This is a genomic window from Paracoccaceae bacterium (genome assembly GCA_033344815.1).
In the GTDB taxonomy this organism is placed as follows: domain Bacteria; phylum Pseudomonadota; class Alphaproteobacteria; order Rhodobacterales; family Rhodobacteraceae; genus Roseobacter.
This window is the reverse complement of the sequence record JAWPMR010000001.1, coordinates 3,499,985-3,521,460: the sequence shown is the minus strand read 5'-3', so window position 1 is coordinate 3,521,460 and position 21,476 is coordinate 3,499,985. Positions and strand designations below refer to the sequence as shown.

Genomic DNA, 21,476 nt, shown 5'->3' with positions numbered 1-21,476 from the left:
TGTTGAAATGAACGCCCCCTTCTGCGGGGTCTTGGTTATTTTCCGTAAACGTATTCCGGCAGCCACAGGGCAATTTGCGGGAAGGTCATGATCAGCGCGAGGCACACAAGCATGACCCCCACAAAAGGCAGGATCGAGGTATATATATCGCGCAGTGTAATCTCGGGCGGGGCCATCGCGCGCATCAAAAACAGGTTATAGCCAAAAGGCGGAGTCATATAGGCGATCTGCGTGGTGATCGTATAGAGCACGCCGTACCAGATCAGATCAAACCCAAGAGCCGCCACCAGCGGCACATAGAGCGGCGCGACAATGACCAGCATCGCGGTGTCATCCAGGAACGTCCCCATCAGCAAAAAGCTCAGTTGCATCAGGATCAGGATCATCCAGGGATTGAGGCCCAATTGTTCAGTGAAAAGCGTGTCGATTGCCTTGACGGCACCGAGCCCGTCAAAAACCGCGCCAAAACCCAAGGCCGCCAGAATGATCCACATGAACATGCAGGAAATCGCCAAGGTCTGGCGGACCGAAGTTTCAAACACTTCACGGTTCATGCGCCCTTTGAGCACCGCCGCGACAAAGGCCGTGATCGCCCCTATTGCCGAGCTTTCCACCAGAGACGTCCAGCCATTCACAAAAGGCACCATCATCGCCATGAAGATCACAACCGGCAACAAACCGGCCCGCAACAACCGTAGTTTTTCACCCAGTGGGACGGTGTATTCTTCCGGCGGCAACACTGGCCCCAAAGCCGGGTTCGCCTTGCAACGCAGGTAGATATACAAAATGAACGCTGCCGCCATCATCAGGCCCGGCACCACGCCCGCCAGCCACAACTGCCCAACGGGTTGGCGCGCGATCATCGCATAAAGCACCAAGACAACTGAGGGCGGGACAAGGATTCCTAAGGACGATCCTGCCTGTATCACCCCCGTTACCATGCGCTTGTCATAGCCCCTGCGCAGCAGTTCGGGCAGCGCGATGGTGGCACCAATGGCCATGCCTGCCACACTCAGACCGTTCATCGCCGAAACCAGAACCATCAGGCCAATCGTCCCAATCGCCAGGCCACCCGATACCGGGCCCATCCAGACATGAAACATCTTATAAAGGTCATCGGCTATTTTGGATTCCGACAACACATAGCCCATGAAAATGAACATCGGTAGCGTCAGCAGCGGATACCATTTCATCAGCTTCATCGCAGAGGAAAATGGGATATTCACCCCGCCCGGCGTCCAGAGCAGCACGGCGGCGATCGCCGCCACGCCGCCGATGGCCCCGAACACGCGCTGTCCGGTCATCATCATCAGCATCATGGATGCGAACATCAGTAGCGCGATCATCTCATACGACATTGAGATCAACCTCGCGCAGGGTGGCAATATCCTTGATCAGCTCAGAAATCGCCTGCAACAACATCAGGAAAAAGCCTAAAACCATGATGGACTTCACCGGCCAGATATAGGGGCGCCATGCGGTGCTGGAGCGTTCGAGCCGCCCAATTTCTTCCGCCCCGGTCACAAGTCCCGCGAAATACGCCAGCGGTTCCTGCCCCCAATAGCCCAGTGAATAGGCGGTCGAACTGAGGCCCCCATAAAACAGAATGCCCAGATAAAAAATCAGCAGCAGCACGGTGAACGCATCAAACCACGCCTTTTTTCGCGTGGACCAGGTGCCGTAAAACAGATCCATACGTACGTTCGCACCCATCTGCACCGCATAAGGCCCGCCCATGATGTAATAGGCGACCATGGCGAATTGCGCGATTTCCAGCGTCCAGAGCGAGGGCAGAAAAAACGTCTTGGACACGGAAGACCAGAGCAAAATAGCCATCATCACAAAGATGCCATACATCATGGCTCGCCCAATCCGGTAATTTACCGCATCGACAACACGCACGTATAGCGCAGCCAATCGCATCATGCCTGCGGCTCCAACGTTGCGGCAACGGCCTCTGCCAGCCATGGCGCCAGCGTATCCGCCATCGCGCTTTGCGTCTCTTGCGTGGCGATGAGATCATTGCGCACTTCCAGCATGACATTGAGCAAACCACGTTTGACACCATGTTCCTGAAGTGTGTGGGTCACGCCGTCCTGCGGACCATAAGGGTCATTTCGGCGTGTGGTCAGGTCAGTATGATGTTGCGCAGCAGCCATCATTACGTCCGCCAGTCGCGTGTCTGCATCGTGCAGCACGCCGATTTCAACTGCGCGGGGCTGGCCCAGATAAACAGGTGTAAAACTGTGGATGGTGATCATCGCACGGGCCTGTACCAGCGACAACACTTCGGACAGGGCGGCCTTGAAAGGAGCGTATACCTGCGCCACGCGCTTGGCCTTAGCAGAAGCGTCAAGGGCTGCATTACCGGGAATATCATAGGCTTCGCTCCGGACGGGCATCGCGCCCGGTGCCTCGGGCGGGCGATTGCAATCATATATCAGACGGGACACGCCGCCAGCGACCAAGGGCGCATCCAACAACTCTGACAATCGCTGCGCCACGCCAAGCGCGCCGGGATCCCACGCGATGTGGCTGTCGCGCGCGGCCGCACTCAAACCCAGATCGCCATACGCCTCGGGAATGGCCTTGGACGCGTGTTCGCAGACCAGGACAATGCCGGACGCACCGCTTTCGCGGCTGACCACGACAGGTGAAATCCCCCTATCAGACATGGTTTTTGGCGTCATTCGTCCCCCGATTGGCACAAATCTCTTGCCGGATCGGGATTCTGTCAACACAATAATGAAACGATCCTTTCAGTTTTTATATTCCTGTAACAAAATCCGTCAAATCAAAGGCACATCTCGTGAAAGAGGCCGACCTCACCATCGCAGACCGCATTCAGGAAAGGCTCGACAGCCTGACGCGCGCCGAACGGCAACTGGCCGATTCCATCCTGCAAAACTATCCCGCCTCCGGACTGGGGCCCATTTCAACCTTGGCGCAGGACGCAGATGTATCGACCCCAACAGTCGCACGCATGGTTCAGAAGCTGGGGTTCAAAGGCTATCCGGAATTCCAATCCGACCTGCGCGAAGAATTGAAGGCCAAAGTCCAAAGCCCCATCGCGAAACATGACACATGGGCCGAGGGCGTGCCCTCTGGTCATATGCTCAATCGCTTCACCGATGCCGTGATCGACAACATCCGCCATTCTCTGGCGCAAATCGACACCGGTGATTTTGACGCCGCTTGCGCGCAGCTGGCAGATACCACGTCACGCCTGCACATCGTGGGCGGGCGGATTACGCACACAGTGGCCGAATACCTGTTTTTGCACATGCAGATGATCCGACCCGACGTGATACACATCCAATCTACCTCGAACGCCTGGCCCCATTACCTGCTGGATGTGAAACCGGGTGATACCTTCGTGATCTTTGACGTGCGTCGTTATGAAAGCAACACACTGAAATTGGCGGAAATGGCGCATCAACGTGGCGCAAAAATCATCCTCTTTACCGATCAATGGCGCTCTCCTGTACATCGGCTGGCGGAGATTTCGTTTTCCAGTCGTATCGTAGTTCCTTCTGCCTGGGACTCCGCCGCCACAACGCTCTTGCTCGTTGAAACGGCAATTGCAGCGGTGCAGGATCTCATGTGGTCCGACACCAAGGACCGGATGCAGACGCTGGAAGATATGTTTGATCAAACCAAACTTTTCCGTAAATTCACCTGATACACGCCGCCCGGAAAGGAACCACATGGCCCTGCATGACCGACGCCCCCGCAATGGCCTGTCCCATGTAATCGGGGATACCGCCACACCCCTGCTCAATCTCACGATTCCCGACCTGCTTGCACAAACCGTGGCTGCACTGCCGGACCACCCGGCATCCGTTTTCCGCGCTCAAGATATCCGCTGGAGCTACGCGGAGTTCAGCCGCGAAGTCGACCGGCTCGCTGGCGGATTGCACCTTCTAGGTCTGCAAAAAGGCGACCGGGTTGGGATCTGGTCCCCCAACCGCTATGAATGGTTGCTCACACAATTCGCGACAGCCCGTATCGGTGCCATCCTTGTGTGTATAAACCCTGCCTATCGCCTGTCGGAACTGGAATATGCGCTCAACAAGGTCGCCTGCAAAACCCTGATCACGGCGCGTGCGTTCAAATCTTCGGACTATACCGGCATGCTGCGTGAACTGGCCCCTGAATTGAAAGGAGATGCGCCTCTCAACGCCAGGAGACTGCCGCACCTGCGTCACATCGTGGTCATGGGACCCGATGTCCCTGCCGGGATGCTGAGCTTTGACAGTGTCTGCGCTTCAGGTGATACCGTATTACGCGCCGATCTGGATGCTGTTAGCGGCACGCTGGACCCCCATGATGTGATCAACATTCAATTCACCTCCGGCACCACTGGCAATCCCAAAGGCGCCAGCCTGACGCACCACAATATCGTCAACAACGCCCATTTTGTGACCTGGACGATGGGTTTCACCGCAAAGGACAGGCTCTGCATCCCGGTCCCGTTTTACCATTGCTTCGGCATGGTCATGGGTACATTGGGCTGCGTCACCAAGGGGGCGACCATCGTTGTGCCAGGCGAAGGGTTTGATCCACGCGAAACCCTGCATGCGGTGTCCGAAGAAACCTGCACCGCCCTCTTTGGCGTGCCCACCATGTTCGTGAATGAATTGGCCCTGCCGGATTTTGAAACCTACGATCTTTCCTCCCTGCGCACCGGGGTGATGGCCGGGGCACCCTGCCCGATCGAAGTCATGAAGCAGGTGCAATCCCAAATGAACATGGGCGAAGTGACCATCTGTTATGGCATGACGGAAACCTCCCCGGTCTCCTTTCAAAGCAATATGGATGATCCGCTGGAACAACGCGTCTCCTCCGTCGGACGCATTCATCCCCATGTGGAAGTGCGCATCGTGGATCCGGATGGAAATACCGTACCCACTGGACAACAGGGCGAACTGCTGACCCGCGGCTATTCGGTGATGCAAGGCTATTGGGGCGAGCCCGACCAAACCGCCAGTAGCATCGATCAGGACGGCTGGATGCACACCGGAGACCTCGGCACGCTGAATCCTGACGGGTATTGTGCGATTACAGGGCGTCTGAAAGACATGATCCTACGCGGCGGAGAAAACATCTACCCGCGTGAAATCGAGGAATTCCTCTACACCCATCCAGACATCGCGCAGGTGCAGGTTTTTGGCATCCCGGATGCCGCTTTAGGCGAAATCACCTGCGCCTGGATCGTGCTCAAGGACGGCGTTTCCCAGACGCAGGACGCCATAAGACAATACTGCAAAGACAACATTGCGCATTTCAAAGTGCCCGCGCATGTCCAATTCAAGACAGATCTGCCCATGACCGTTACTGGCAAGCCTCAAAAATTCATCATGCGGGATCAGATGATCGCTGACCTTGCCTGCGCACCCACACCGGATCAATCCAGTCAGGATTGATCCGGGACATGTCGTGCGGCGCAAGCCGCGCTATTGGATCAGACGGCGCCGCTGTACTCACCGCGCGCCGGGTACTCATTGGCAATGGCAAAATCCAACGCACCTACCAGTTCTGAAAAATGCGGCCGCACAAAGGGCATCGTCTGAACCGACCCGTAATACAGTGTCTGCTGCGGCGTCACCATGAACAATCCCGGCTCAGAAAACAGCGCTGGCTCTTCGATTCCGATCGATGTCTTGCCGCGTGACGTCGAAATATACAGGCCCCATTCGCGCGCTGTCGCAAGGCTCAGATCATATCCAAAACGCAGGGTCTTTGCCTCAATCTTATCGGCCATGGCCTGTGCACGCTCTTGCCCATCCGAACTGATCGCGATGGTCTTGACACCACGTTCAGCAAAATCGGCCGTGCGCTTTTCCAACTCAGTCAGATACGTCGCACAGATCGGGCAATGCAAACCACGATAAAAACACACCACGGTGCCTTTTTCCGAACCATCGTTTGACAAATCGAACTGCCCGCCCCCCAAAAGCGGCACTTGAAGGTCCGGAGTTTTTTCACGAGGCATCAGCATGTTCGAATTCCTTTTGGTGTGTTTGCGCGCCGGTCGTCTCACGAAAGGCTGTGTAAGACCAGCGCCCCCAGTTCACGTATGCTTGTGATTTCCTACAATGCATCGTCTGCCTGTCCTGTAAGGCCTTTCAGCTACGCCACCGCAATACGCGTCGCTCGATTGCGCCAATTGCCGCACTTGTGATCACACCCAACAGCGACAAAATGACCACACCGGCAAACAAACGTTCCAGATCATAAAGCGACCCGGCCTCCAGAATATATGCGCCGATGCCATATTCCGCGCCCAGCATTTCAGCCGCCACCAGCAGGATAATCGCAATTGCCAGCGAAATGCGCAGCCCCGACAGAATCCCCGGCATCGCGCCGGGCAGGACGATCTTGCGCACAATCGACTGCCACGTAAGCCCAAAACTCTGTCCCATGCGGATCAGGGTACGGTCCACATTGTCCACGGCCGCATAGGTCGCCACGACGGTCGGTGTGAAGGTGCCAAATGCGATCAAGGCATATTTGCTGCCTTCATCAATCCCGAACCAGATCACGAACAACGGCAACAACGCGATCTTGGGGATCGGGAAAATCGCCGCAACCAACGGCACCAGACCTGCCCGGATATAGGAAAACAAACCCATTAACAGCCCCACACCAACGCCCACCGTGACCCCAAGGGCGGCCCCGACCACCAACCGGCTCAGCGAGGGCAACAGATGTTTGAAAAGCAATCCGGATACGTAAAGCTCCTGAAAGGTCATCAAGACATCACTGGGACGCGGCAGGGTCAAAGCAGAAATGAACCCGGCTCGCGTGCCCCATTCCGCAAAGAGGATCAGCAACGCAAAGGCGCAAAAACCCACCCAGCGCCGCGTCACAGGCGCGAACCCGCCGCCGCGAAATGGCACTTTGCGCGCTGGATCAGCCATCCACCAACTCCGCATCTGCGGCTGCGGCCTCGGCCCGCATGACCTCCCACAAATGCCGCTGTTGCAGCTCCAGTTCCGCATCGCCAAAGCGACGCTCCGCCAGCGGTGTATCTAGGGTCAACACCTCGCGAATTTCGCCGGGCCTGCGCGACAGCACAACTATGCGATGCCCCAAACGCACCGCCTCCGCCAGATTATGCGTCACATAGACGGCGGTGAACGGCGCCCGCGTCCACAATCCGACCAGATCATCCATCAGCAATTCGCGCGTCTGACTGTCCAGCGCGGAAAGCGGTTCATCCATCAGCATCACGGCAGGATTGACCACCAGCGCTCTTGCAATCGCCACCCGTTGCTTCATGCCACCCGATAGCTGCCGCGGCAGGGCGTCCGCAAACTCGCCAAGCCGTGTGCGCGTCAGGACATCCTGAATCAATGTAGATCGCTCCAACGCGGATAGCCCATGATCCTCCAACACAAGCGATACGTTACCTGCCACAGTACGCCACGGCAGCAGCGCGAAATCCTGAAAAATATAGGTCAGCGGATTGAGACACCCCTCTGGCACCGCGCCGACCTGAACAATCTCGCCCTGATCCGGCTCTTCCAGCCCGCCCATCATGCGCAACAAGGTGGATTTGCCGCATCCCGATGGCCCGACAACACAGACGATCTTTCCTGCCGGCACCTCCAGATCAATGCCGCGCAACACTTCGCGCGCACCGTAATTGTGACCGACACCCGCCAGACGAAGCTCCACCGGGTCTAGCTGCCAACCGTGTCGACATAGGAAGTATCCAGCAGCGTATCGAGCGTAATGTCCTCTCCCACAAGACCCTCTGACTGGAACCATTGCAACTGGTCGCGCACCGAGGCCACATTCAATGCCGCCCCCTCGTTCAAACGCATGGTGCCATTGATGATTGACGGCGCCGCCTTCTCACGCGGTCGATCCGTGTAGACATATTTGTGGATCAGATCGACCATTGCGTCGACCCCTGCCTGTCCATCCGCCTGCGCAATCATCGTGGCGTTGTAATCCGCGACACCCTTGGCGTAGGCCGCCAGATAATCCTGCGTCATTGCCTTTTCATTCGCCGCGTTCGTTGCCGACGTAAACACTGTCGTCACCTGATAATCGGGCAGATAATCCGCAATATTGCCAATGATATGCACCGCCCCCGACCCGGCCAGCGGCTTAGCAATATGAGGCACAATCGACCAGGCATCAATTTGTCCGGTTTTCAAGGCGCCAATGATCGCGCCCACCTTTTGCAAGGGTTTGAAGCTCATCGAAACGCCTTCGGCTGCCGCGACTTTGGATCCCATATAGTGAAAAGACGACCCAGCCGTGGACATCCCGAAGCTCTTGCCCTCCAACGCGGCTGGCGTGGTCAGACCCGCCTGAAATGCCGCATCACTGGCAAGGATCTTCTGCCCGTCGATGCCAGGCTCTTCGGACAGTGCGCCGCCGATGACCTTGATGGCGCCTTTGTCGGCCAGAGATACCAGACCACCCGAAATCGCGGTGACGGCGTAATCCACATCGCCGCTGGCAATGGCCACGGCCATGGGTTGCGCAGCCTGAAAGAACTTCAGGTCCACATCAAGGCCTGCATCGGCGAAATAATTGCGCTCAAACGCGATGAAACTGCCGGAATGGCTGGTGAACCGCAACGCACCAAGGGTGATCTTCTTGCCCGTCGCGTAGGCTGGCGCGGCCAGCCCCACAGCCGCTGCGGCCCCGAGTGTTGCGATGCTTTGGCGGCGATTGAATTTCAACATGGTGTTCTCCCAAACCTCTGCGCATTTGATCAAACATTACCCCAGCCAGCCAAAGCTGCAAGACCGCCTCTTGCCTCTCTCCCTGCCCCAAGGCTATAGCGGCCCCAACCCTGACACCTGCTGAGGTTCGCATATGTCCTTTGACCGCTCGCTGAAAATCGCTCCCTCCATCCTCGCTGCCGACTTCGCCAATTTTGGCGCCGAGTGCGAAGCGATTGAGGCACAAGGCGCGGATTGGGTCCATGTCGACGTAATGGACGGGCATTTTGTGCCTAACATCACCTTTGGCCCCGCCACCTGTGCCGCGATCCGTCCGCACATCAAGGGCGTGATGGATGTGCATCTGATGATTGCGCCTGTGGATCCCTATATCGACGCCTTTGCAAAAGCTGGCGCTGATGTGATCACCGCCCATGTGGAAGCTGGCCCGCACATCCACCGCACCGTTCAGGCCATTCGCAACGCCGGTGCCAAAGCTGGCGTGGCGCTGAACCCCGGCACCCCGGCAAGTGCCGTGGAGTACTTGCTTGATATGGTCGATCTGATCTGTGTGATGACAGTGAATCCCGGTTTTGGCGGGCAAAAGTTCATTCACAGCCAGATCGACAAGGTGCGCCAGTTGCGCGCCATGATCGGTGATCGCCCCGTGCACATCGAAATCGACGGCGGTGTGGATCCGACAACCGCGCCCTTGGTGGCCAAGGCCGGTGCGGACGTTCTGGTCGCGGGCTCGGCAGTGTTCCGGGGCGGATCGGTCTCTGATCCTGCACCCTACGGCACAAACATCCGCGCGATCCGCGACGCTGCAAATGGTACCTACGTCTGATATCTGAAGGAAACGCAGCCCGCGCGGGTAGGGTGGGCTTCAGGCCACCTTTACCCCTTCAAAGCCTTTCTGCAAAGGCCTCAAGCAGCCTGTGTTTCAGTATCTTGCCCGTCGGTGCGGCGGGCAGTTCAGTCGCCAGGACAATTCGAGTTGGTCGTTTGTAACCCGTCAACCGTTCCTTGAGAAACACGCGCAAGGCCTCAACGGTCAGGTTACTCTGGGGTGCGACCTGCACAAAAGCCAAAACCTCTTCGTCTCCCGCATGCATCCGCCCGATGACCGCAGATTGGATCACCAGCGGATGATCGTTGATGGCGGCCTCGACCTCCGGCGGATAGACATTGAAACCGCCATGAATAATCAGCTCTTTTGAACGGCCCAGGATATGCAAACGCCCCGCCGAATCCAGACGCCCCAGATCACCGGTATGCATCCAGCCCTCCGCATCCAGCGCGCGCGCGGTTTCATCCGGGTTGCGGAAATATCCCAACATGACATGGCCTCCGCGGGTCAGCACCTCTCCGCTGCCGTCCCCGCCACCGGGCACGGTTTCATCAATGCGCACCTCGACGCCCGGCAAGGGGGGGCCCACCGAAATATCCGATGATCCCAACGAGCTTTTGGTGATCGACACCCCCGCCGTGGTTTCCGTCATGCCGTACCCGTTCTGCAGTGCCACGCCGTAAAAAGCTTCCGCTTTCCGCTTCCAGGCAGGATCCAATGGAGCCGCGCCCGAGGACACATATCGCAAATCAGGCGAACCCAACTGCGCGTACCCTTGCTCGGCCGTATACTGCATCAACAGCGCGTGCATTTGCGGCACCGCCGACAGTAAGGTCACGCCGCCGCGCAGCGCCTCGTAAAGCTTTGCTGCAGAAAACCGCGCTTCAAACCGGATCGCAGCGCCCGTGCAGGCGGCAGCGGTGACAATGGAGGCTAACCCAAAAACATGAGTGACCGGCAAGACGCCGTAAATCACATCCCGCGCCGTCATTTCACGTAAATTGGCCGATGCCATGCCGCCAAATCGCAGGTTCTCATGGCTCAGCATCACCCCTTTGGGTACACCCGTCGTCCCTGTCGTATAAAGTAAAACGGCGATACGCGCGTCCTCTTCAGGATTGGACGCATAGGGCGTGGCAACGGCCACATCACCAAACTTTCCGGCACATGCACTCGCCCCTAGTTGTGTGCCATGGGTCTCCGCATCCGTCGAAACGCGTGGGGTCAAAACCACACAGGCAGGCGTGGCATGTTCCAGAATGCGACCAACTTCTGATGCGGATTGGCGTGCATTAACCGGCACGGCAATGGCACCGATCTGCCAACAGGCAAACAGGAAGGCAACGACCGCCACGCAGTTCTCGCACAGAATAACCACTCTGTCCCCTGACTTAACCCCGCGTGTTTTCAGGCATTCCGCCGCGTCGAAACTGGCCGCTTGCAAATCAGCCCATGACCAGTCGGCACCCGTCTCGTCGCACATCGCCCGCGCGTCTGCGCGCGCCGCGACCTGATCCGTCAGAAAGTCATCGACGCGCGCGCTCATTCCGCTGCCTTCGCAACAGGCAAAACGCCCGCCAAACGTTGTTGCGCCGCCACTGCCTGAACTTCAATGCGCTCAATAATATCGGCCATCGGCTCAATCTTATCCGTCAGGCCCAGCGCGTGACCCGCCGACAGAAGCCCCCGGCTGACGTCACCCGACTCATAGGCCTTGCGTCCGATCTTTCCCGACACCAGCGGCATCAGATCACCAATCGTGATGTCCGGCGTCTCGGCCTCCATGCGCAAAACCTCCGCCGTGGTTTCATTAGCCAGCGTGCGCACCGTGTTGCGCAGTGAACTCATGGTCAGCGCCGTATCCCGTTCACTCGCCGTCACCAGCGCCTGTTTGTACCCTCGGTGCGCGGAAATTTCCTCTGCCACCAAAAGACGCGTGCCCATGACCACACCTGCCGCGCCCATGCCCAGTGCTGCAATCAACTGGCTGCCGTGCCCGACCCCACCACCGATCAGAAACGGAATCTCCAAAGCTTCGCCCGCCATAGCGCCATTGACGAATGACCCAATCATATCAAGACCGGGATGCCCGCCGCATTCGGCCCCCACAATGGAGACCATATCCACGCCAACCGCTTGCGCCTTGATCGCGTAACGCACGGCGGGAACCTTGTGCAAAACCGTCAGGCCAAGGTCCCTCAGCAGCGGGATGTAGGGTTCGGGATTGCGCCCGGATGTTTCGATTGCCCGCACGCCCTCATCCGCAATCAGCCTGAAAACATCCTCGACCTGATCGCCAGGCACCAGCTTTGGCAGCATCGACACATTGACACCAAAGGGCCGCGTGCCACAGGCCGTTCGGGCGCTCGCAATCTCGGCGCGCAACGCCTGTGGGTCTGGAAAACTCGCCGCCGTGATAAAACCCATGATGCCCGCGCTTGCGGCGGCACTGACGTAGCGCGCATCACCCAGCCACTGCAATCCGCCGGCCACGATCGGGCGCTCTATGCCCAGACGGCGGGTGAGTTCCGTGTCCCAGATCATGCGCCGAACTCGGGCAAGCGTTTCTCCAGAAACGCCGCGATCCCTTCGCCGGCTTCCGCGCCCCCTGCCGCATGCGCCATAGCGTCGCGTTCTGCATCCAGCTGCGCAGCTTCGGTGGTTTCATAGGCATCGGCTACAAGACGACGGATCATGCCTTGGGCCTTACGCGGGCCCCGAGACAAGGCATCGGCAAGATCCGACGCCGCTGCAAACGTTGCACCGGTACCAACCACCGCGTTGATTACACCCAGATCGGCCATTCTCTGGGCCGAAACGGGATGCGCCAAGAGGCACATTTCCATCGCCAAGGGGCGCGGTAAACTGCGTGCCAATGACGCCGTCAAACCTGCATCCGGCACCAGACCCGCCTTTACGTAGGCCGCTGTAAACATAGCATCCTTGCTAGAAACAATCAGATCACAGGCCAGCGCCAGTGACAGCCCGGCCCCTGCCGCACCCCCTTGCACAGCGGCGATCAAGGGAACCGGGCAAGCCCGCATCGCTCGGATCAACCCATGCAAATCATCAACTTTCTCACGTCGTTCCGGCTCTGAGATGTTGCGACGCTCAATCAGGACGTTCAAATCCCCGCCTGCACAAAAGAAATCCCCTTCCGAGGTCAGGATCACAGCACGGATGCGCGGGTCTTCGGCCTGCGCCATGGCCCGCGCAATGCAGTCATATAATTCGGGCGTCAATGCGCCCCGTCGCGCGGCATTGCCGTTCCAAATGATCAGGCGGTCGCCCTTATCTTCAATCCTTGCCATTACGAAACCCTTTTAAAAACGCCGCAGGCCTTGGCGATTAAATCGCCGTTCGCGTCGCGCAATTCCGCATCTGCGTAAACGATCTTTCGCCCACCCCCAGACACACTACCAGTCGCCACCACGCGGCCCGCGCTGACGGCAGCGACGAATTGCGTGGTCAATGAAACGGTCACTACGCCGGACAAGGTTTCCCCGCCAAAGCTCAGCGAGGCAGCAAAACCTGCGGCAGAATCCAGCATCATCGCCAGGATCCCGCCATGCAGGCTGTCGTTGCGGTTAAGGTGTTGCGGGGCGATCTCAAGTGACACCTCGGCCCGCCCGGTTGTACGATCCAGATTGACGTCATACCCGATCAATCCTTGCGCGCCGCTGACGGGAAATTCAGGCGGAGAGGGCAATGAACCGCTCCAGATGATGATCACAATCGCCGAACCTGTGCTCGGCCATCACGATGCGTTTGGCGATATGGGCCAATTCATACGCCTGCGTCATGGCGATGCCTCCATGCATCTGAATGCTATCCTCCGCGACCAATCGCCCAGCGCGCGCCATCAGGTTTTTTGCCGCTGCCACGTGACGCTCGCGGCTCACTCGGTCGCTTTCAAGGTGCCCGGCAGCGTTGATCACCGCGGAACGCGCCTGCTCCATTTCGATCAGCAAATCCGACATGCGGTGCGCCAGCGCCTGAAAACTGCCAATCGGGCGGCCAAATTGTTTGCGTGTCATCAGATAGTCCCGCGTCAAAGCAGTTGCTGTTTCCATCGCGCCCAACGTTTCAGCACATTGCGCAACACAGGCCGCAGCCATCCTCGCTTCGATCGCGTCAAACGCAGCGCCTGCAGGACCCAAACGCGCGTCTGATGCAAGGGCGACATCTTCCAGAATGACCTCTCCCGCGCGCCCGCCCGCAACAAGCGCATAGCCTTGAACGCTCACGCCAGACGCACCCGCAGGCACCAGAAACAACGAAATCCCCGCTGCGTCATCCACATCGCCCGCCTCGCGCGCCGAAACCACCAGCATGTCCGCGGCCTCAGCGTTCACCACCACCGCCTTGCGTCCATTCAGGACGATTGTGTCACCCTGCGTCGAGACAGTGGTCGCCACGCGGTTCAGATCATACCGGCTAGTGGGTTCAGAATGCGCAAAAGCCACCTGTGCAGATCCCGCAATGATACGCTCAACCCAAGGGCGTTGCGCGTTATCGCCCAGATCGGCAATCAATCCGCCCGCTAACACGCCCGTATCCAGAAAAGGTTCCACAACGCCCGCCCGGCCCAATTCCTCAAACACAACGGCAAGATCGAAGCCCCGTCCGCCAAAACCACCGACGCTTTCATCAAACAAGGCACCGATCACGCCCAGATCTGCCAGCTCCTGCCAGATCTGCGCCGACATGCCCGTCTCGCTGTTCAGGATATCGTTGCGCACTTCGGTCGTGTAGCGTTCCCGCAGAAACCGGCGCAGTGTATCCTGCAACATTTGCCGCTCTTCGGTCAGGTCAAAGTTCATTTGGCCCCTCCCAGCGTGGTCTTGGCAATGATCTGGCGTTGAATTTCGTTTGACCCGCCAAAGATCGACAGTTTGCGATTGTTGAAATACTGCTTTGCAACCGGCCCGGCCTGCAAGGGATCGGGGGGCGTATCATTTGAGCCCTCCACGGCCTCTGAGGCAAAGGGCATCGCATAAATCCCCGCCGCGCGGCGCGCCAGATCGTTGATTTCCTGACGTATAATCGTGCCTTTGACCTTGAGCATTGAGCTTTCCACACCCGGCGCCTGACCCGCTGCCGCCTTTGAAATGATCCGCAGGTTCGTCGTGGACATGGCCATCAGGTCAATTTCCACCTGCGCCAGGCGCGCCGCGAAATGCGGGTTTTCACTCAATGGCTTCCCACCGGCCATCTCGGCGCGCGCAATGCGTTTGACCGCGGCCAGCCCCGCTTGTGAAAATCCGACGCCCGCGATGTTGGTGCGCTCGTGCGTCAGCAGATATTTGGCATAGGTCCAGCCCTTGTTTTCCTCGCCCACGAGGTTTTCCACCGGCACGCGCACATCCGTGAACCACACTTCATTGACCTCCGCACCGCCATCCAGCAGCACAATCGGGCGCACCTCAATACCCGGTGTGTCCATATCGATCAACAGAAACGAAATCCCCTCTTGCTGCTTGGCATCGCGGTCCGTGCGCACAAGGCAAAAGATCATATTGGCGTGCTGGCCCAGCGTCGTCCACGTCTTCTGGCCATTGACCACGTAATGATCCCCCTCGCGCACCGCCGCACAAATCAGCGAGGCCAGATCAGACCCGGCACCGGGTTCAGAATAGCCCTGACACCACCAATCCTCCCCGCTCAGAATGCGTGGCAGCCAATGGTCCTGCTGTGCTTTGGACCCGAATTTCTGCAACACCGGGCCCAGCATCGACAACCCAAAAGGCACGATGCGCGGCGCATAGGCCATGGCGCAGGCATCCTCGAAAATATGGCGCTGCACCGCGTTCCAGGCCGCGCCGCCAAATTCCGCAGGCCAGTTTGGCGCCAACCATCCTTTGCCATTTAAAATCGCGTGCCAACGTTCATGATCCGCCTTGCTCAGGGCGGCACCGCTGCGCACTTTGTCCGATAAATCGACGGGCAATTCATCGCGCAGAAATGCGTTTACCGCATCGCGGAACGCCAGTTCGTCTTCGCTGTATCTCAGGTCCATATCCGCCCCTCAGCTATAGATTTCAAACAGGCCCGCAGCGCCCATGCCGCCACCGATGCACATGCTCACCACACCCAGTTTCGCGCCCCGTCGCGCCCCCTCGCGCAGCAAATGCCCGGTCATACGCGCGCCCGTCATGCCAAATGGGTGACCAATCGCAATCGACCCGCCATTGACGTTGAACTTTTCGGGATCAATGCCCAAACGATCGCGACAATAAAGCGCTTGACTTGCGAAGGCCTCGTTGAGCTCCCACAGGTCAATGTCATCGACGTTCAATCCATGGCGCTCCAACAGTCGCGGCACCGCAAACACCGGTCCGATGCCCATTTCATCAGGTTCACAGCCAGCAACTGCGAACCCTTTGAACGCCCCCATCGGCGTGATCCCCTGTCGTTCTGCGTCCGATGCTTCCATCACCAAGACGGCCGCTGCACCATCGGAAAGTTGGCTGGCGTTGCCCGCTGTCACGTATCCGCCTTCGCGCACGGCGCTCAGTCCCGCAAGCCCTTCCAGCGTGGTGCCAGGGCGATTGCATTCATCCCTATCCACTGTGACATCGTGCATCGTGATCTTTTTAGTTTCTTTGTCCTGCACGGCCATCCGCGCGGGCATCGGCACAATCTCATCCTCAAAAACACCGCTGTCCTGTGCAGCCGCGATCCTCTGCTGACTGCGCAAACCGTATTCATCCTGCGCCGCGCGCATCACGCCATAACGTGCGGCCACAATATCCGCCGTTTCGATCATCGCCATGTAAACGTCAGGCTTGTGCTCTTTGATCCAGTCTTCGGGGGTGGGTTGCGTCTTGGGCTGGACCAGCGAGATACTCTCCACACCACCCGCGACAATCGCCCCGGCCCCCTCGGCAATGATCGCATTGGCCGCCAGCGCGATGCTCTGCAATCCGGACGAACAATAGCGGTTTACGGTCATTCCCGATGTCGTCACTGGCAGCCCTGCGCGCAGGGCGATCTGGCGCGCGATGTTCTGGCCTGTGGCGCCTTCGGGAAAACCACAGCCGATGACGCAATCCTCGATCTGGTCCGGCGCAATCCCGGCGCGCGCCACGGCTGCGGCCACCACATGCCCGCCCATGGTCGCACCGTGGGTCTGATTGAACGAACCGCGAAAGGATTTGGCCAACCCCGTGCGCACGGCAGAGACGATAACGGCTTGTTTCATGGCTCAGGCCTCCTTGTTCAGATCATCAAATGTGCGGCCCTCAGCCACCAATTTTTCTAGCGAAGGCGCGGGTCGCCAGAAATACGCGTCCTCTTCCGCAAATCTATTGATATCCGCCAAAAGCGAGGGCAATCCCACGAGATCCGCCCATTTCAGCGGCCCACCCCAAAAGCGCGGAAACCCATAACCAAAGAGCAACACCATATCCACATCTAGCGGGCGACGCGCGATGCCCTCGCCCACCACACGGGCAGCTTCATTTGCCATCGCGGCCATGTAACGGCGTATGATATCGGCGTCGCTGAAATCGCGAGGCGTGATATCGCGTTCAACGCGTTCTGCGTCAATCAACTCAATCACGTCAGGGTTCGGCGTGCCACCCCGTTTGCCCTTTTCATAGACGTAAAAACCGGTACCGGTCTTTTGCCCGAAATGCCCGGCTTCACAGAGCCTATCCGGATACCGCCCAACTCTTTCACGCGGATCACGGGTTGGGGCGAGGCGTTTGCGCATGGCCCAGCCAATGTCCAGCCCGGCAAGGTCGGCCACCGCATAGGGACCCATGGCAAAACCAAAACCCGTCAGCGCGGCATCAATCTGAAACGGCGTGGCCCCGTCCAGGATCATGTGATCCGCAGCGGTGCGATAGGTGCTGAGGATCCGGTTACCAATGAACCCATCACAGACACCTGCACGCACTGCGATCTTGCCCATCCGCTTGGCCAGCGCGAAACCCGTGGCCACAACATCCGGTATCGTATGGTCTGCCACGACCACCTCCAACAGCTTCATCACATGGGCCGGCGAAAAGAAATGCAGCCCGATCACATCGCCGGGTCGCGATGTTTCGGCGGCAATTTCATTCACATCAAGGTATGACGTATTGGTGGCCAGAATAGCACCCGGCTTACACACCGCATCCAACTGTCTGAACACGGTTTTCTTGACGTCCATCTCCTCGAACACCGCCTCAATCACCAGATCAGCGTCTTTCAGACCGTCATATTCTGTGGCTATCACGAGCGCGCTGGTCAACATGGAATCATGTGCGTCTTGGCCGATTTTACCGCGTTTCAGCGCACCTGCGAGGTTGCTCGTGATGCGCCCCCGCGCGAGCTCTGCCGCCTCATCTGTCATTTCCAATAAAACAACCTGCAAGCCTGACAACAGCGCGGCTGTGGCGATCCCGGCCCCCATTGTGCCGCCCCCGATGACCCCGACTCCGGTGACCGCGCGCGGGGCGATATCCTTGAGGTCGGGCAAATTGCTGACCGCGCGCTCTGAGAAAAAGGCGTGGATCATGCCTTGGCGCTGATCGGTTTTCATAAGGTCCCAAAACATCTGCCGTTCCGCCTTCAGCCCTTCGGCAAAAGGCAACTCGACACTGGCCTGCACCGCGCGCACCGCTTGGGCAGGGGATATCTGACCGCGTCCTTTTTTCAATACGGCATCGTATGTTGCATCCCAATCCACCGGCTCTGGTGCAGGCATTTCGCTCACGGGACGGCGCGCAACCCCATCAGCCAACAAGGCGTTTGCATAGGCAAGTCCGACCGTTTCAGGATCACCCTCTTCAATTCGATCAACCACGCCCATCTCCAGCGCTTCTGGCGCTTTCACATGACGCCCCGAGGTGATCATATCAATCGCCGCTGGCACGCCGGTCACGCGTGGTAGGCGCTGTGTCCCCCCGGCGCCCGGTAAAAGCCCTAAATGCACCTCCGGCAGGCCGACCCGCGCATCAGGCTGCGCAATCCGGTAATGCGCCGACAGCGCAACCTCAAGCCCACCCCCAAGGCTCACCCCATGCATTGAGGCCACCACGATCAGCGGCGAGGCTTCGATCCGATTGCACACGTCCGGCAAATGCGGCTCCAACGGGGTTTTGCCAAATTCCTTGATGTCTGCGCCCGCGATAAACGCGCGTCCCGCTCCGACCAGCAACACGGCCTTGACCCCCACATCGGCTTCAGCGCGATCCATACCCGCCATCAACCCCTGGCGCACGGCGTGACTCAGGGCGTTGACCGGAGGGTTCTGCAACCGCAGGACGGCAACATCACCGTGGCGCGCATAGGCTATCAAATCTGTCATCATCTCTCTCTTTTCCTCTTAACCCCGACGCGCCAAAGCGGGCGCATGGCCGGTTCTCTGTTCCAGATCGCGTACCACATCGCGCAGCGCCGGGCCGACGTCCGCGAGCATACGCGCATCACTCAGCATTTCGGGCAGTGCTCCGCAGGAAATGCTGACCGGCGCACCGAACTCCAGCGCAAAATAGGGCACGCTTACCGCGTTCACGGTGCGCGCATAGCGGGTCGGTTCCGGCGCAATCACAAAGCCCTGCGCCAGCAATTGTGCATAACCATCCTGGCGAAATCTGCGCATTTCCGCGTCAGGCTTCAACGCGTCAAAACGTTCATCGGGCAGCACGGCCAATGTCGCTTGCCCTGAGGAAGACCCATAAAGCGGGATGCGATGCCCCGGCTCCAGCCAGATCGCCGCCGCTCCTTCCGGGCGCCATGTTTTCACCAGCATCATCCGGTCGTGATCGCGCACGGCGATTAACCCCAAGGTGCCGGTCTGATTGGCAAGCTGTTGCATGGCATCCGAAATCAGGTCGATAAAAGAGGCCGAAATCGTGGCGACCGACCCCATGGCAATCGCCGCCGGGCCCAATCGGAACCGCTCGTTGCGGCCCGCGTGTGTCAGAAACCCTTGCGCGCAAAGCGTATAGGTCAGGCGCGACACCGTCGGTTTCGGCAGGCCCGTGCGCTGTGCAATCTGGGCATGGCTCAGCCCATCATCACTGGCACGAAACGCGCTTAAAACGCTGAGGCCCCGCGCCAGTGTATTGGCAAACTTACGATCTGTGGTGGGCTTGTTCATCGCGCGGCCATCGGGATCATCAGGGATATCGCCGGGAAGCTCATGATCAGGATTAACACGATCACATCTACGCTCAAAAACCGCGCGATACCCGCAAAAATCCTGTCAATCGGGGCGTCCTTGCCGACAACATTGGCAATCACGAACACGTTCAACCCGACAGGCGGCGTGATCAACCCGATCTCCAGCAGTTTGATCACCACAACCCCGAACCAGATCAGGTTCAACCCATAACTTTCCACCAGCGGGATCATCAGCGGCAGGGTCAGCACCATGATCCCAATCGGATCGAGAAACATGCCCAGCAACAGATATATCAATGCAATCGCGATCATCAAAACCACCACCGACAAGTTCGCCTGTGTCACGGTTTCCACAATCATCGGGGCGACCCCGGTAAGCGCGATGAAGGCCACGAAAATCTTGGCACCGGCGGCAATGAAAAAGATCGCAGAGGTCTGCACGCAGGTTTCTTTGACCGAGGCCCAAAGGCCCGCGCCGTCCAACTGCCCCTGCGCAAATCCAATCACCACAGCTGCGCTCACACAAACAGCGGCGGCCTCAGTCGCGGTGAAAATGCCGCCGTAAATCCCGCCAATGATCAGCACGAACAGCAGGGCGGCAGGCCAAGCGCTGAGGGCGGCTTGCCATTTCTCCACTCCGGAAAACCGTTGATCCGTGGCGGGCGCAATCTCAGGCGCGCGCCAGACCCACAAAGCGATGACCAAAACGAAACCCGCGAGCGTCAACAGGCCCGGCAAGATGCCCGCCAGAAAAAGCGCGGAAATCGAGGTTTCGGTGAAAATCCCGTAGATGATGAACAAGACCGACGGCGGGATCAGCGAGCCCAGCGTCCCACCTGCCGCCACGCTGGCGGTGGCAAGGCGTGGATCATAGCCCATGCGCAACATCTCCGGCGTGCAGATGCGCCCCATGGTGGAGGCACAGGCGATGGAACTGCCGGTGATGGCGGAAAATCCGCCACATCCCATGACGCTTGCCATGGCCACACCGCCCGGCAGGCGCGTCAGCCAAACCTTGGCCGCATCATAAATCCGTGTGGTGATCCCGGCGCGGTAGGCGATATGCCCAAGGGCGACAAACAGCGGGATCATCGACAGATCATAAGAATGGATCAGATCGAAAGAATTGGAAAACACCATGGAGGTGGTCGCGCGGATCGCCCGTTCGGGTAAAAATTCACCGGTGCGAAATGCGAAAATAAAGAAGGTCGCGGTGGTCGCCACCGAGGCCAGGGCAAAGGCAATCGGCACCCGCAACGCCAGCAATGCCAGCACCGCGCCGAAGGCGATCAAACCGACTGTCGCGGGATCCATCAGCCGTGTCCCTGTGCATCAGAGACGGAACCACCGCGCAAGATCGTGCGGGTGTCGCGCCAGGCCAGCTCCGCCAGACGCAACCAGCATGCGCCGATGCCGATCACGAAAATCAAACGCCCCGGCCATTTCGGCAGATTAAGATCACCGTAAAAGAAACTGCCAGAGGCCCAGACTTTGCTCAGATCGCGCGACCCTGCCCAGATCAGCGCACCCAGCGCAATCATGCCCATCACCGAGCCCAGCACGATCAGCCAAGACCGCAACCGTGCCCCAAACCGATCAGAAATGAAATCAACGCCGATATGGGCACGTGCTGCCGTAGTGGCCGCCAGCGGCAACAGGATCGCCGCCAACATCAATTCGCGCACAATCGTCACGCTGTCAGGCACGGCGGACCCGAAAGCGGCGCGCGCAATCACATTGGTGGTGATCACAACGCCCAGCATCAGAACCGCAATCGCGCCCAGCGCCAGCAGCAGGTTTTCGAGCTTACTTTGCACCAGACC

General features: G+C 58.8%; 21 protein-coding genes. 3 read left to right on the top strand and 18 right to left on the bottom strand.

The genetic code is table 11. The annotated features are described in order from the left end of the window. Window positions 1-35: 35 nt before the first annotated feature. From R8G34_16290 to R8G34_16280, 3 genes are read right to left on the bottom strand one after another with little or no spacing between them, the layout of a single operon-like run. Window positions 36-1,358, bottom strand: coding sequence for a TRAP transporter large permease subunit (locus R8G34_16290; protein ID MDW3224414.1), 1,323 nt, complete (start codon window positions 1,356-1,358; stop codon window positions 36-38). Next, window positions 1,348-1,923, bottom strand: coding sequence for a TRAP transporter small permease subunit (locus R8G34_16285; protein MDW3224413.1), 576 nt, complete (start codon window positions 1,921-1,923; stop codon window positions 1,348-1,350). Before R8G34_16285 ends, R8G34_16290 begins: the two co-directional genes overlap by 11 nt. Beyond that, window positions 1,923-2,675: an N-formylglutamate amidohydrolase gene (locus R8G34_16280; GenBank protein MDW3224412.1), complete on the bottom strand. Its 753-nt coding sequence runs from the start codon at window positions 2,673-2,675 to the stop codon at window positions 1,923-1,925. The genes R8G34_16285 and R8G34_16280 overlap by 1 nt, the downstream gene beginning before the upstream one ends. Before the next feature lie 134 nt (window positions 2,676-2,809). Between R8G34_16280 and R8G34_16275 the strand changes: the two genes are divergently transcribed. Both R8G34_16275 and R8G34_16270 read left to right on the top strand, forming a co-directional pair. Next, window positions 2,810-3,682: a MurR/RpiR family transcriptional regulator gene (locus R8G34_16275; protein MDW3224411.1), complete on the top strand. Its 873-nt coding sequence runs from the start codon at window positions 2,810-2,812 to the stop codon at window positions 3,680-3,682. Window positions 3,683-3,707: 25 nt separating this feature from the next. After that, the gene (locus R8G34_16270) at window positions 3,708-5,426 is read left to right on the top strand and encodes an AMP-binding protein (protein MDW3224410.1); all 1,719 of its coding nucleotides are present in this window, start codon (window positions 3,708-3,710) and stop codon (window positions 5,424-5,426) included. Between the two features lie 38 nt (window positions 5,427-5,464). On the opposite strand, the gene R8G34_16265 is transcribed toward R8G34_16270, so the two are convergent. From R8G34_16265 to R8G34_16250, 4 genes are all read right to left on the bottom strand, one after another. Then, window positions 5,465-6,001 carry a peroxiredoxin-like family protein gene (locus R8G34_16265; protein ID MDW3224409.1) on the bottom strand — a complete coding sequence of 179 codons (537 nt, stop codon included), beginning with the start codon at window positions 5,999-6,001 and terminating at the stop codon, window positions 5,465-5,467. A 127-nt stretch (window positions 6,002-6,128) separates the two neighbouring features. Then, entirely contained in the window at window positions 6,129-6,923 is a 795-nt protein-coding gene (locus R8G34_16260; protein MDW3224408.1) for an ABC transporter permease, read from the bottom strand. Continuing rightward, on the bottom strand, window positions 6,916-7,683 hold the full coding sequence (locus R8G34_16255) for an ABC transporter ATP-binding protein (protein MDW3224407.1): 768 nt from the start codon (window positions 7,681-7,683) through the stop codon (window positions 6,916-6,918). Before R8G34_16255 ends, R8G34_16260 begins: the two co-directional genes overlap by 8 nt. Before the next feature lie 5 nt (window positions 7,684-7,688). Further along, window positions 7,689-8,708: an ABC transporter substrate-binding protein gene (locus tag R8G34_16250; GenBank protein ID MDW3224406.1), complete on the bottom strand. Its 1,020-nt coding sequence runs from the start codon at window positions 8,706-8,708 to the stop codon at window positions 7,689-7,691. Between the two features lie 133 nt (window positions 8,709-8,841). Between R8G34_16250 and rpe the strand changes: the two genes are divergently transcribed. Continuing rightward, window positions 8,842-9,534, top strand: coding sequence for a ribulose-phosphate 3-epimerase (rpe, locus tag R8G34_16245; protein MDW3224405.1), 693 nt, complete (start codon window positions 8,842-8,844; stop codon window positions 9,532-9,534). A 58-nt stretch (window positions 9,535-9,592) separates the two neighbouring features. Here the strand turns inward: rpe and R8G34_16240 are convergent, their stop codons facing one another. Genes R8G34_16240 through R8G34_16190 form a run of 11 tightly spaced genes read right to left on the bottom strand, consistent with a single transcriptional unit; the run spans window position 9,593 to window position 21,470 of the window. Then, window positions 9,593-11,083, bottom strand: a complete 1,491-nt coding sequence (locus tag R8G34_16240) for a class I adenylate-forming enzyme family protein (protein MDW3224404.1) — start codon at window positions 11,081-11,083, stop codon at window positions 9,593-9,595. Then, window positions 11,080-12,081, bottom strand: a complete 1,002-nt coding sequence (locus R8G34_16235) for a nitronate monooxygenase (GenBank protein MDW3224403.1) — start codon at window positions 12,079-12,081, stop codon at window positions 11,080-11,082. Before R8G34_16235 ends, R8G34_16240 begins: the two co-directional genes overlap by 4 nt. Next, window positions 12,078-12,848: an enoyl-CoA hydratase family protein gene (locus R8G34_16230; protein ID MDW3224402.1), complete on the bottom strand. Its 771-nt coding sequence runs from the start codon at window positions 12,846-12,848 to the stop codon at window positions 12,078-12,080. The genes R8G34_16235 and R8G34_16230 overlap by 4 nt, the downstream gene beginning before the upstream one ends. Continuing rightward, window positions 12,848-13,246, bottom strand: coding sequence for a PaaI family thioesterase (locus R8G34_16225; GenBank protein MDW3224401.1), 399 nt, complete (start codon window positions 13,244-13,246; stop codon window positions 12,848-12,850). The genes R8G34_16230 and R8G34_16225 overlap by 1 nt, the downstream gene beginning before the upstream one ends. Next, the gene (locus tag R8G34_16220; GenBank protein ID MDW3224400.1) at window positions 13,230-14,360 is read right to left on the bottom strand and encodes an acyl-CoA dehydrogenase family protein; all 1,131 of its coding nucleotides are present in this window, start codon (window positions 14,358-14,360) and stop codon (window positions 13,230-13,232) included. The genes R8G34_16225 and R8G34_16220 overlap by 17 nt, the downstream gene beginning before the upstream one ends. Next, window positions 14,357-15,556 (bottom strand): acyl-CoA dehydrogenase family protein, encoded by a 1,200-nt coding sequence (locus R8G34_16215; GenBank protein MDW3224399.1) that lies wholly within the window; start codon window positions 15,554-15,556, stop codon window positions 14,357-14,359. Before R8G34_16215 ends, R8G34_16220 begins: the two co-directional genes overlap by 4 nt. A 9-nt stretch (window positions 15,557-15,565) precedes the next feature. Beyond that, complete coding sequence (locus tag R8G34_16210) at window positions 15,566-16,741, bottom strand: acetyl-CoA C-acyltransferase (protein ID MDW3224398.1); 1,176 nt, start codon at window positions 16,739-16,741, stop codon at window positions 15,566-15,568. 3 nt (window positions 16,742-16,744) lie between these two features. Then, entirely contained in the window at window positions 16,745-18,835 is a 2,091-nt protein-coding gene (locus tag R8G34_16205; protein MDW3224397.1) for a 3-hydroxyacyl-CoA dehydrogenase NAD-binding domain-containing protein, read from the bottom strand. Window positions 18,836-18,853: 18 nt separating this feature from the next. Next, on the bottom strand, window positions 18,854-19,630 hold the full coding sequence (locus R8G34_16200) for a helix-turn-helix domain-containing protein (GenBank protein MDW3224396.1): 777 nt from the start codon (window positions 19,628-19,630) through the stop codon (window positions 18,854-18,856). Further along, on the bottom strand, window positions 19,627-20,967 hold the full coding sequence (locus R8G34_16195; GenBank protein MDW3224395.1) for a TRAP transporter large permease: 1,341 nt from the start codon (window positions 20,965-20,967) through the stop codon (window positions 19,627-19,629). Before R8G34_16195 ends, R8G34_16200 begins: the two co-directional genes overlap by 4 nt. Beyond that, window positions 20,967-21,470 carry a TRAP transporter small permease gene (locus R8G34_16190; GenBank protein MDW3224394.1) on the bottom strand — a complete coding sequence of 168 codons (504 nt, stop codon included), beginning with the start codon at window positions 21,468-21,470 and terminating at the stop codon, window positions 20,967-20,969. Before R8G34_16190 ends, R8G34_16195 begins: the two co-directional genes overlap by 1 nt. Between the last annotated feature and the right edge of the window lie 6 nt (window positions 21,471-21,476).

What these genes read in the sequence shown, in the direction of transcription:
- rpe (MDW3224405.1), top strand. Translation starts at nt 8,842, where the DNA reads ATGTCCTTTGACCGCTCGCTGAAAATCGCTCCCTCCATCCTCGCTGCC.
- R8G34_16285 (MDW3224413.1), bottom strand. Translation starts at nt 1,923, where the DNA reads ATGCGATTGGCTGCGCTATACGTGCGTGTTGTCGATGCGGTAAATTAC.
- R8G34_16250 (MDW3224406.1), bottom strand. Translation starts at nt 8,708, where the DNA reads ATGTTGAAATTCAATCGCCGCCAAAGCATCGCAACACTCGGGGCCGCA.
- R8G34_16205 (MDW3224397.1), bottom strand. Translation starts at nt 18,835, where the DNA reads ATGACAGATTTGATAGCCTATGCGCGCCACGGTGATGTTGCCGTCCTG.
- R8G34_16220 (MDW3224400.1), bottom strand. Translation starts at nt 14,360, where the DNA reads ATGAACTTTGACCTGACCGAAGAGCGGCAAATGTTGCAGGATACACTG.
- R8G34_16265 (MDW3224409.1), bottom strand. Translation starts at nt 6,001, where the DNA reads ATGCTGATGCCTCGTGAAAAAACTCCGGACCTTCAAGTGCCGCTTTTG.
- R8G34_16290 (MDW3224414.1), bottom strand. Translation starts at nt 1,358, where the DNA reads ATGTCGTATGAGATGATCGCGCTACTGATGTTCGCATCCATGATGCTG.
- R8G34_16215 (MDW3224399.1), bottom strand. Translation starts at nt 15,556, where the DNA reads ATGGACCTGAGATACAGCGAAGACGAACTGGCGTTCCGCGATGCGGTA.
- R8G34_16195 (MDW3224395.1), bottom strand. Translation starts at nt 20,967, where the DNA reads ATGGATCCCGCGACAGTCGGTTTGATCGCCTTCGGCGCGGTGCTGGCA.
- R8G34_16270 (MDW3224410.1), top strand. Translation starts at nt 3,708, where the DNA reads ATGGCCCTGCATGACCGACGCCCCCGCAATGGCCTGTCCCATGTAATC.
- R8G34_16230 (MDW3224402.1), bottom strand. Translation starts at nt 12,848, where the DNA reads ATGGCAAGGATTGAAGATAAGGGCGACCGCCTGATCATTTGGAACGGC.
- R8G34_16210 (MDW3224398.1), bottom strand. Translation starts at nt 16,741, where the DNA reads ATGAAACAAGCCGTTATCGTCTCTGCCGTGCGCACGGGGTTGGCCAAA.
- R8G34_16280 (MDW3224412.1), bottom strand. Translation starts at nt 2,675, where the DNA reads ATGTCTGATAGGGGGATTTCACCTGTCGTGGTCAGCCGCGAAAGCGGT.
- R8G34_16200 (MDW3224396.1), bottom strand. Translation starts at nt 19,630, where the DNA reads ATGAACAAGCCCACCACAGATCGTAAGTTTGCCAATACACTGGCGCGG.
- R8G34_16235 (MDW3224403.1), bottom strand. Translation starts at nt 12,081, where the DNA reads ATGATCTGGGACACGGAACTCACCCGCCGTCTGGGCATAGAGCGCCCG.
- R8G34_16240 (MDW3224404.1), bottom strand. Translation starts at nt 11,083, where the DNA reads ATGAGCGCGCGCGTCGATGACTTTCTGACGGATCAGGTCGCGGCGCGC.
- R8G34_16260 (MDW3224408.1), bottom strand. Translation starts at nt 6,923, where the DNA reads ATGGCTGATCCAGCGCGCAAAGTGCCATTTCGCGGCGGCGGGTTCGCG.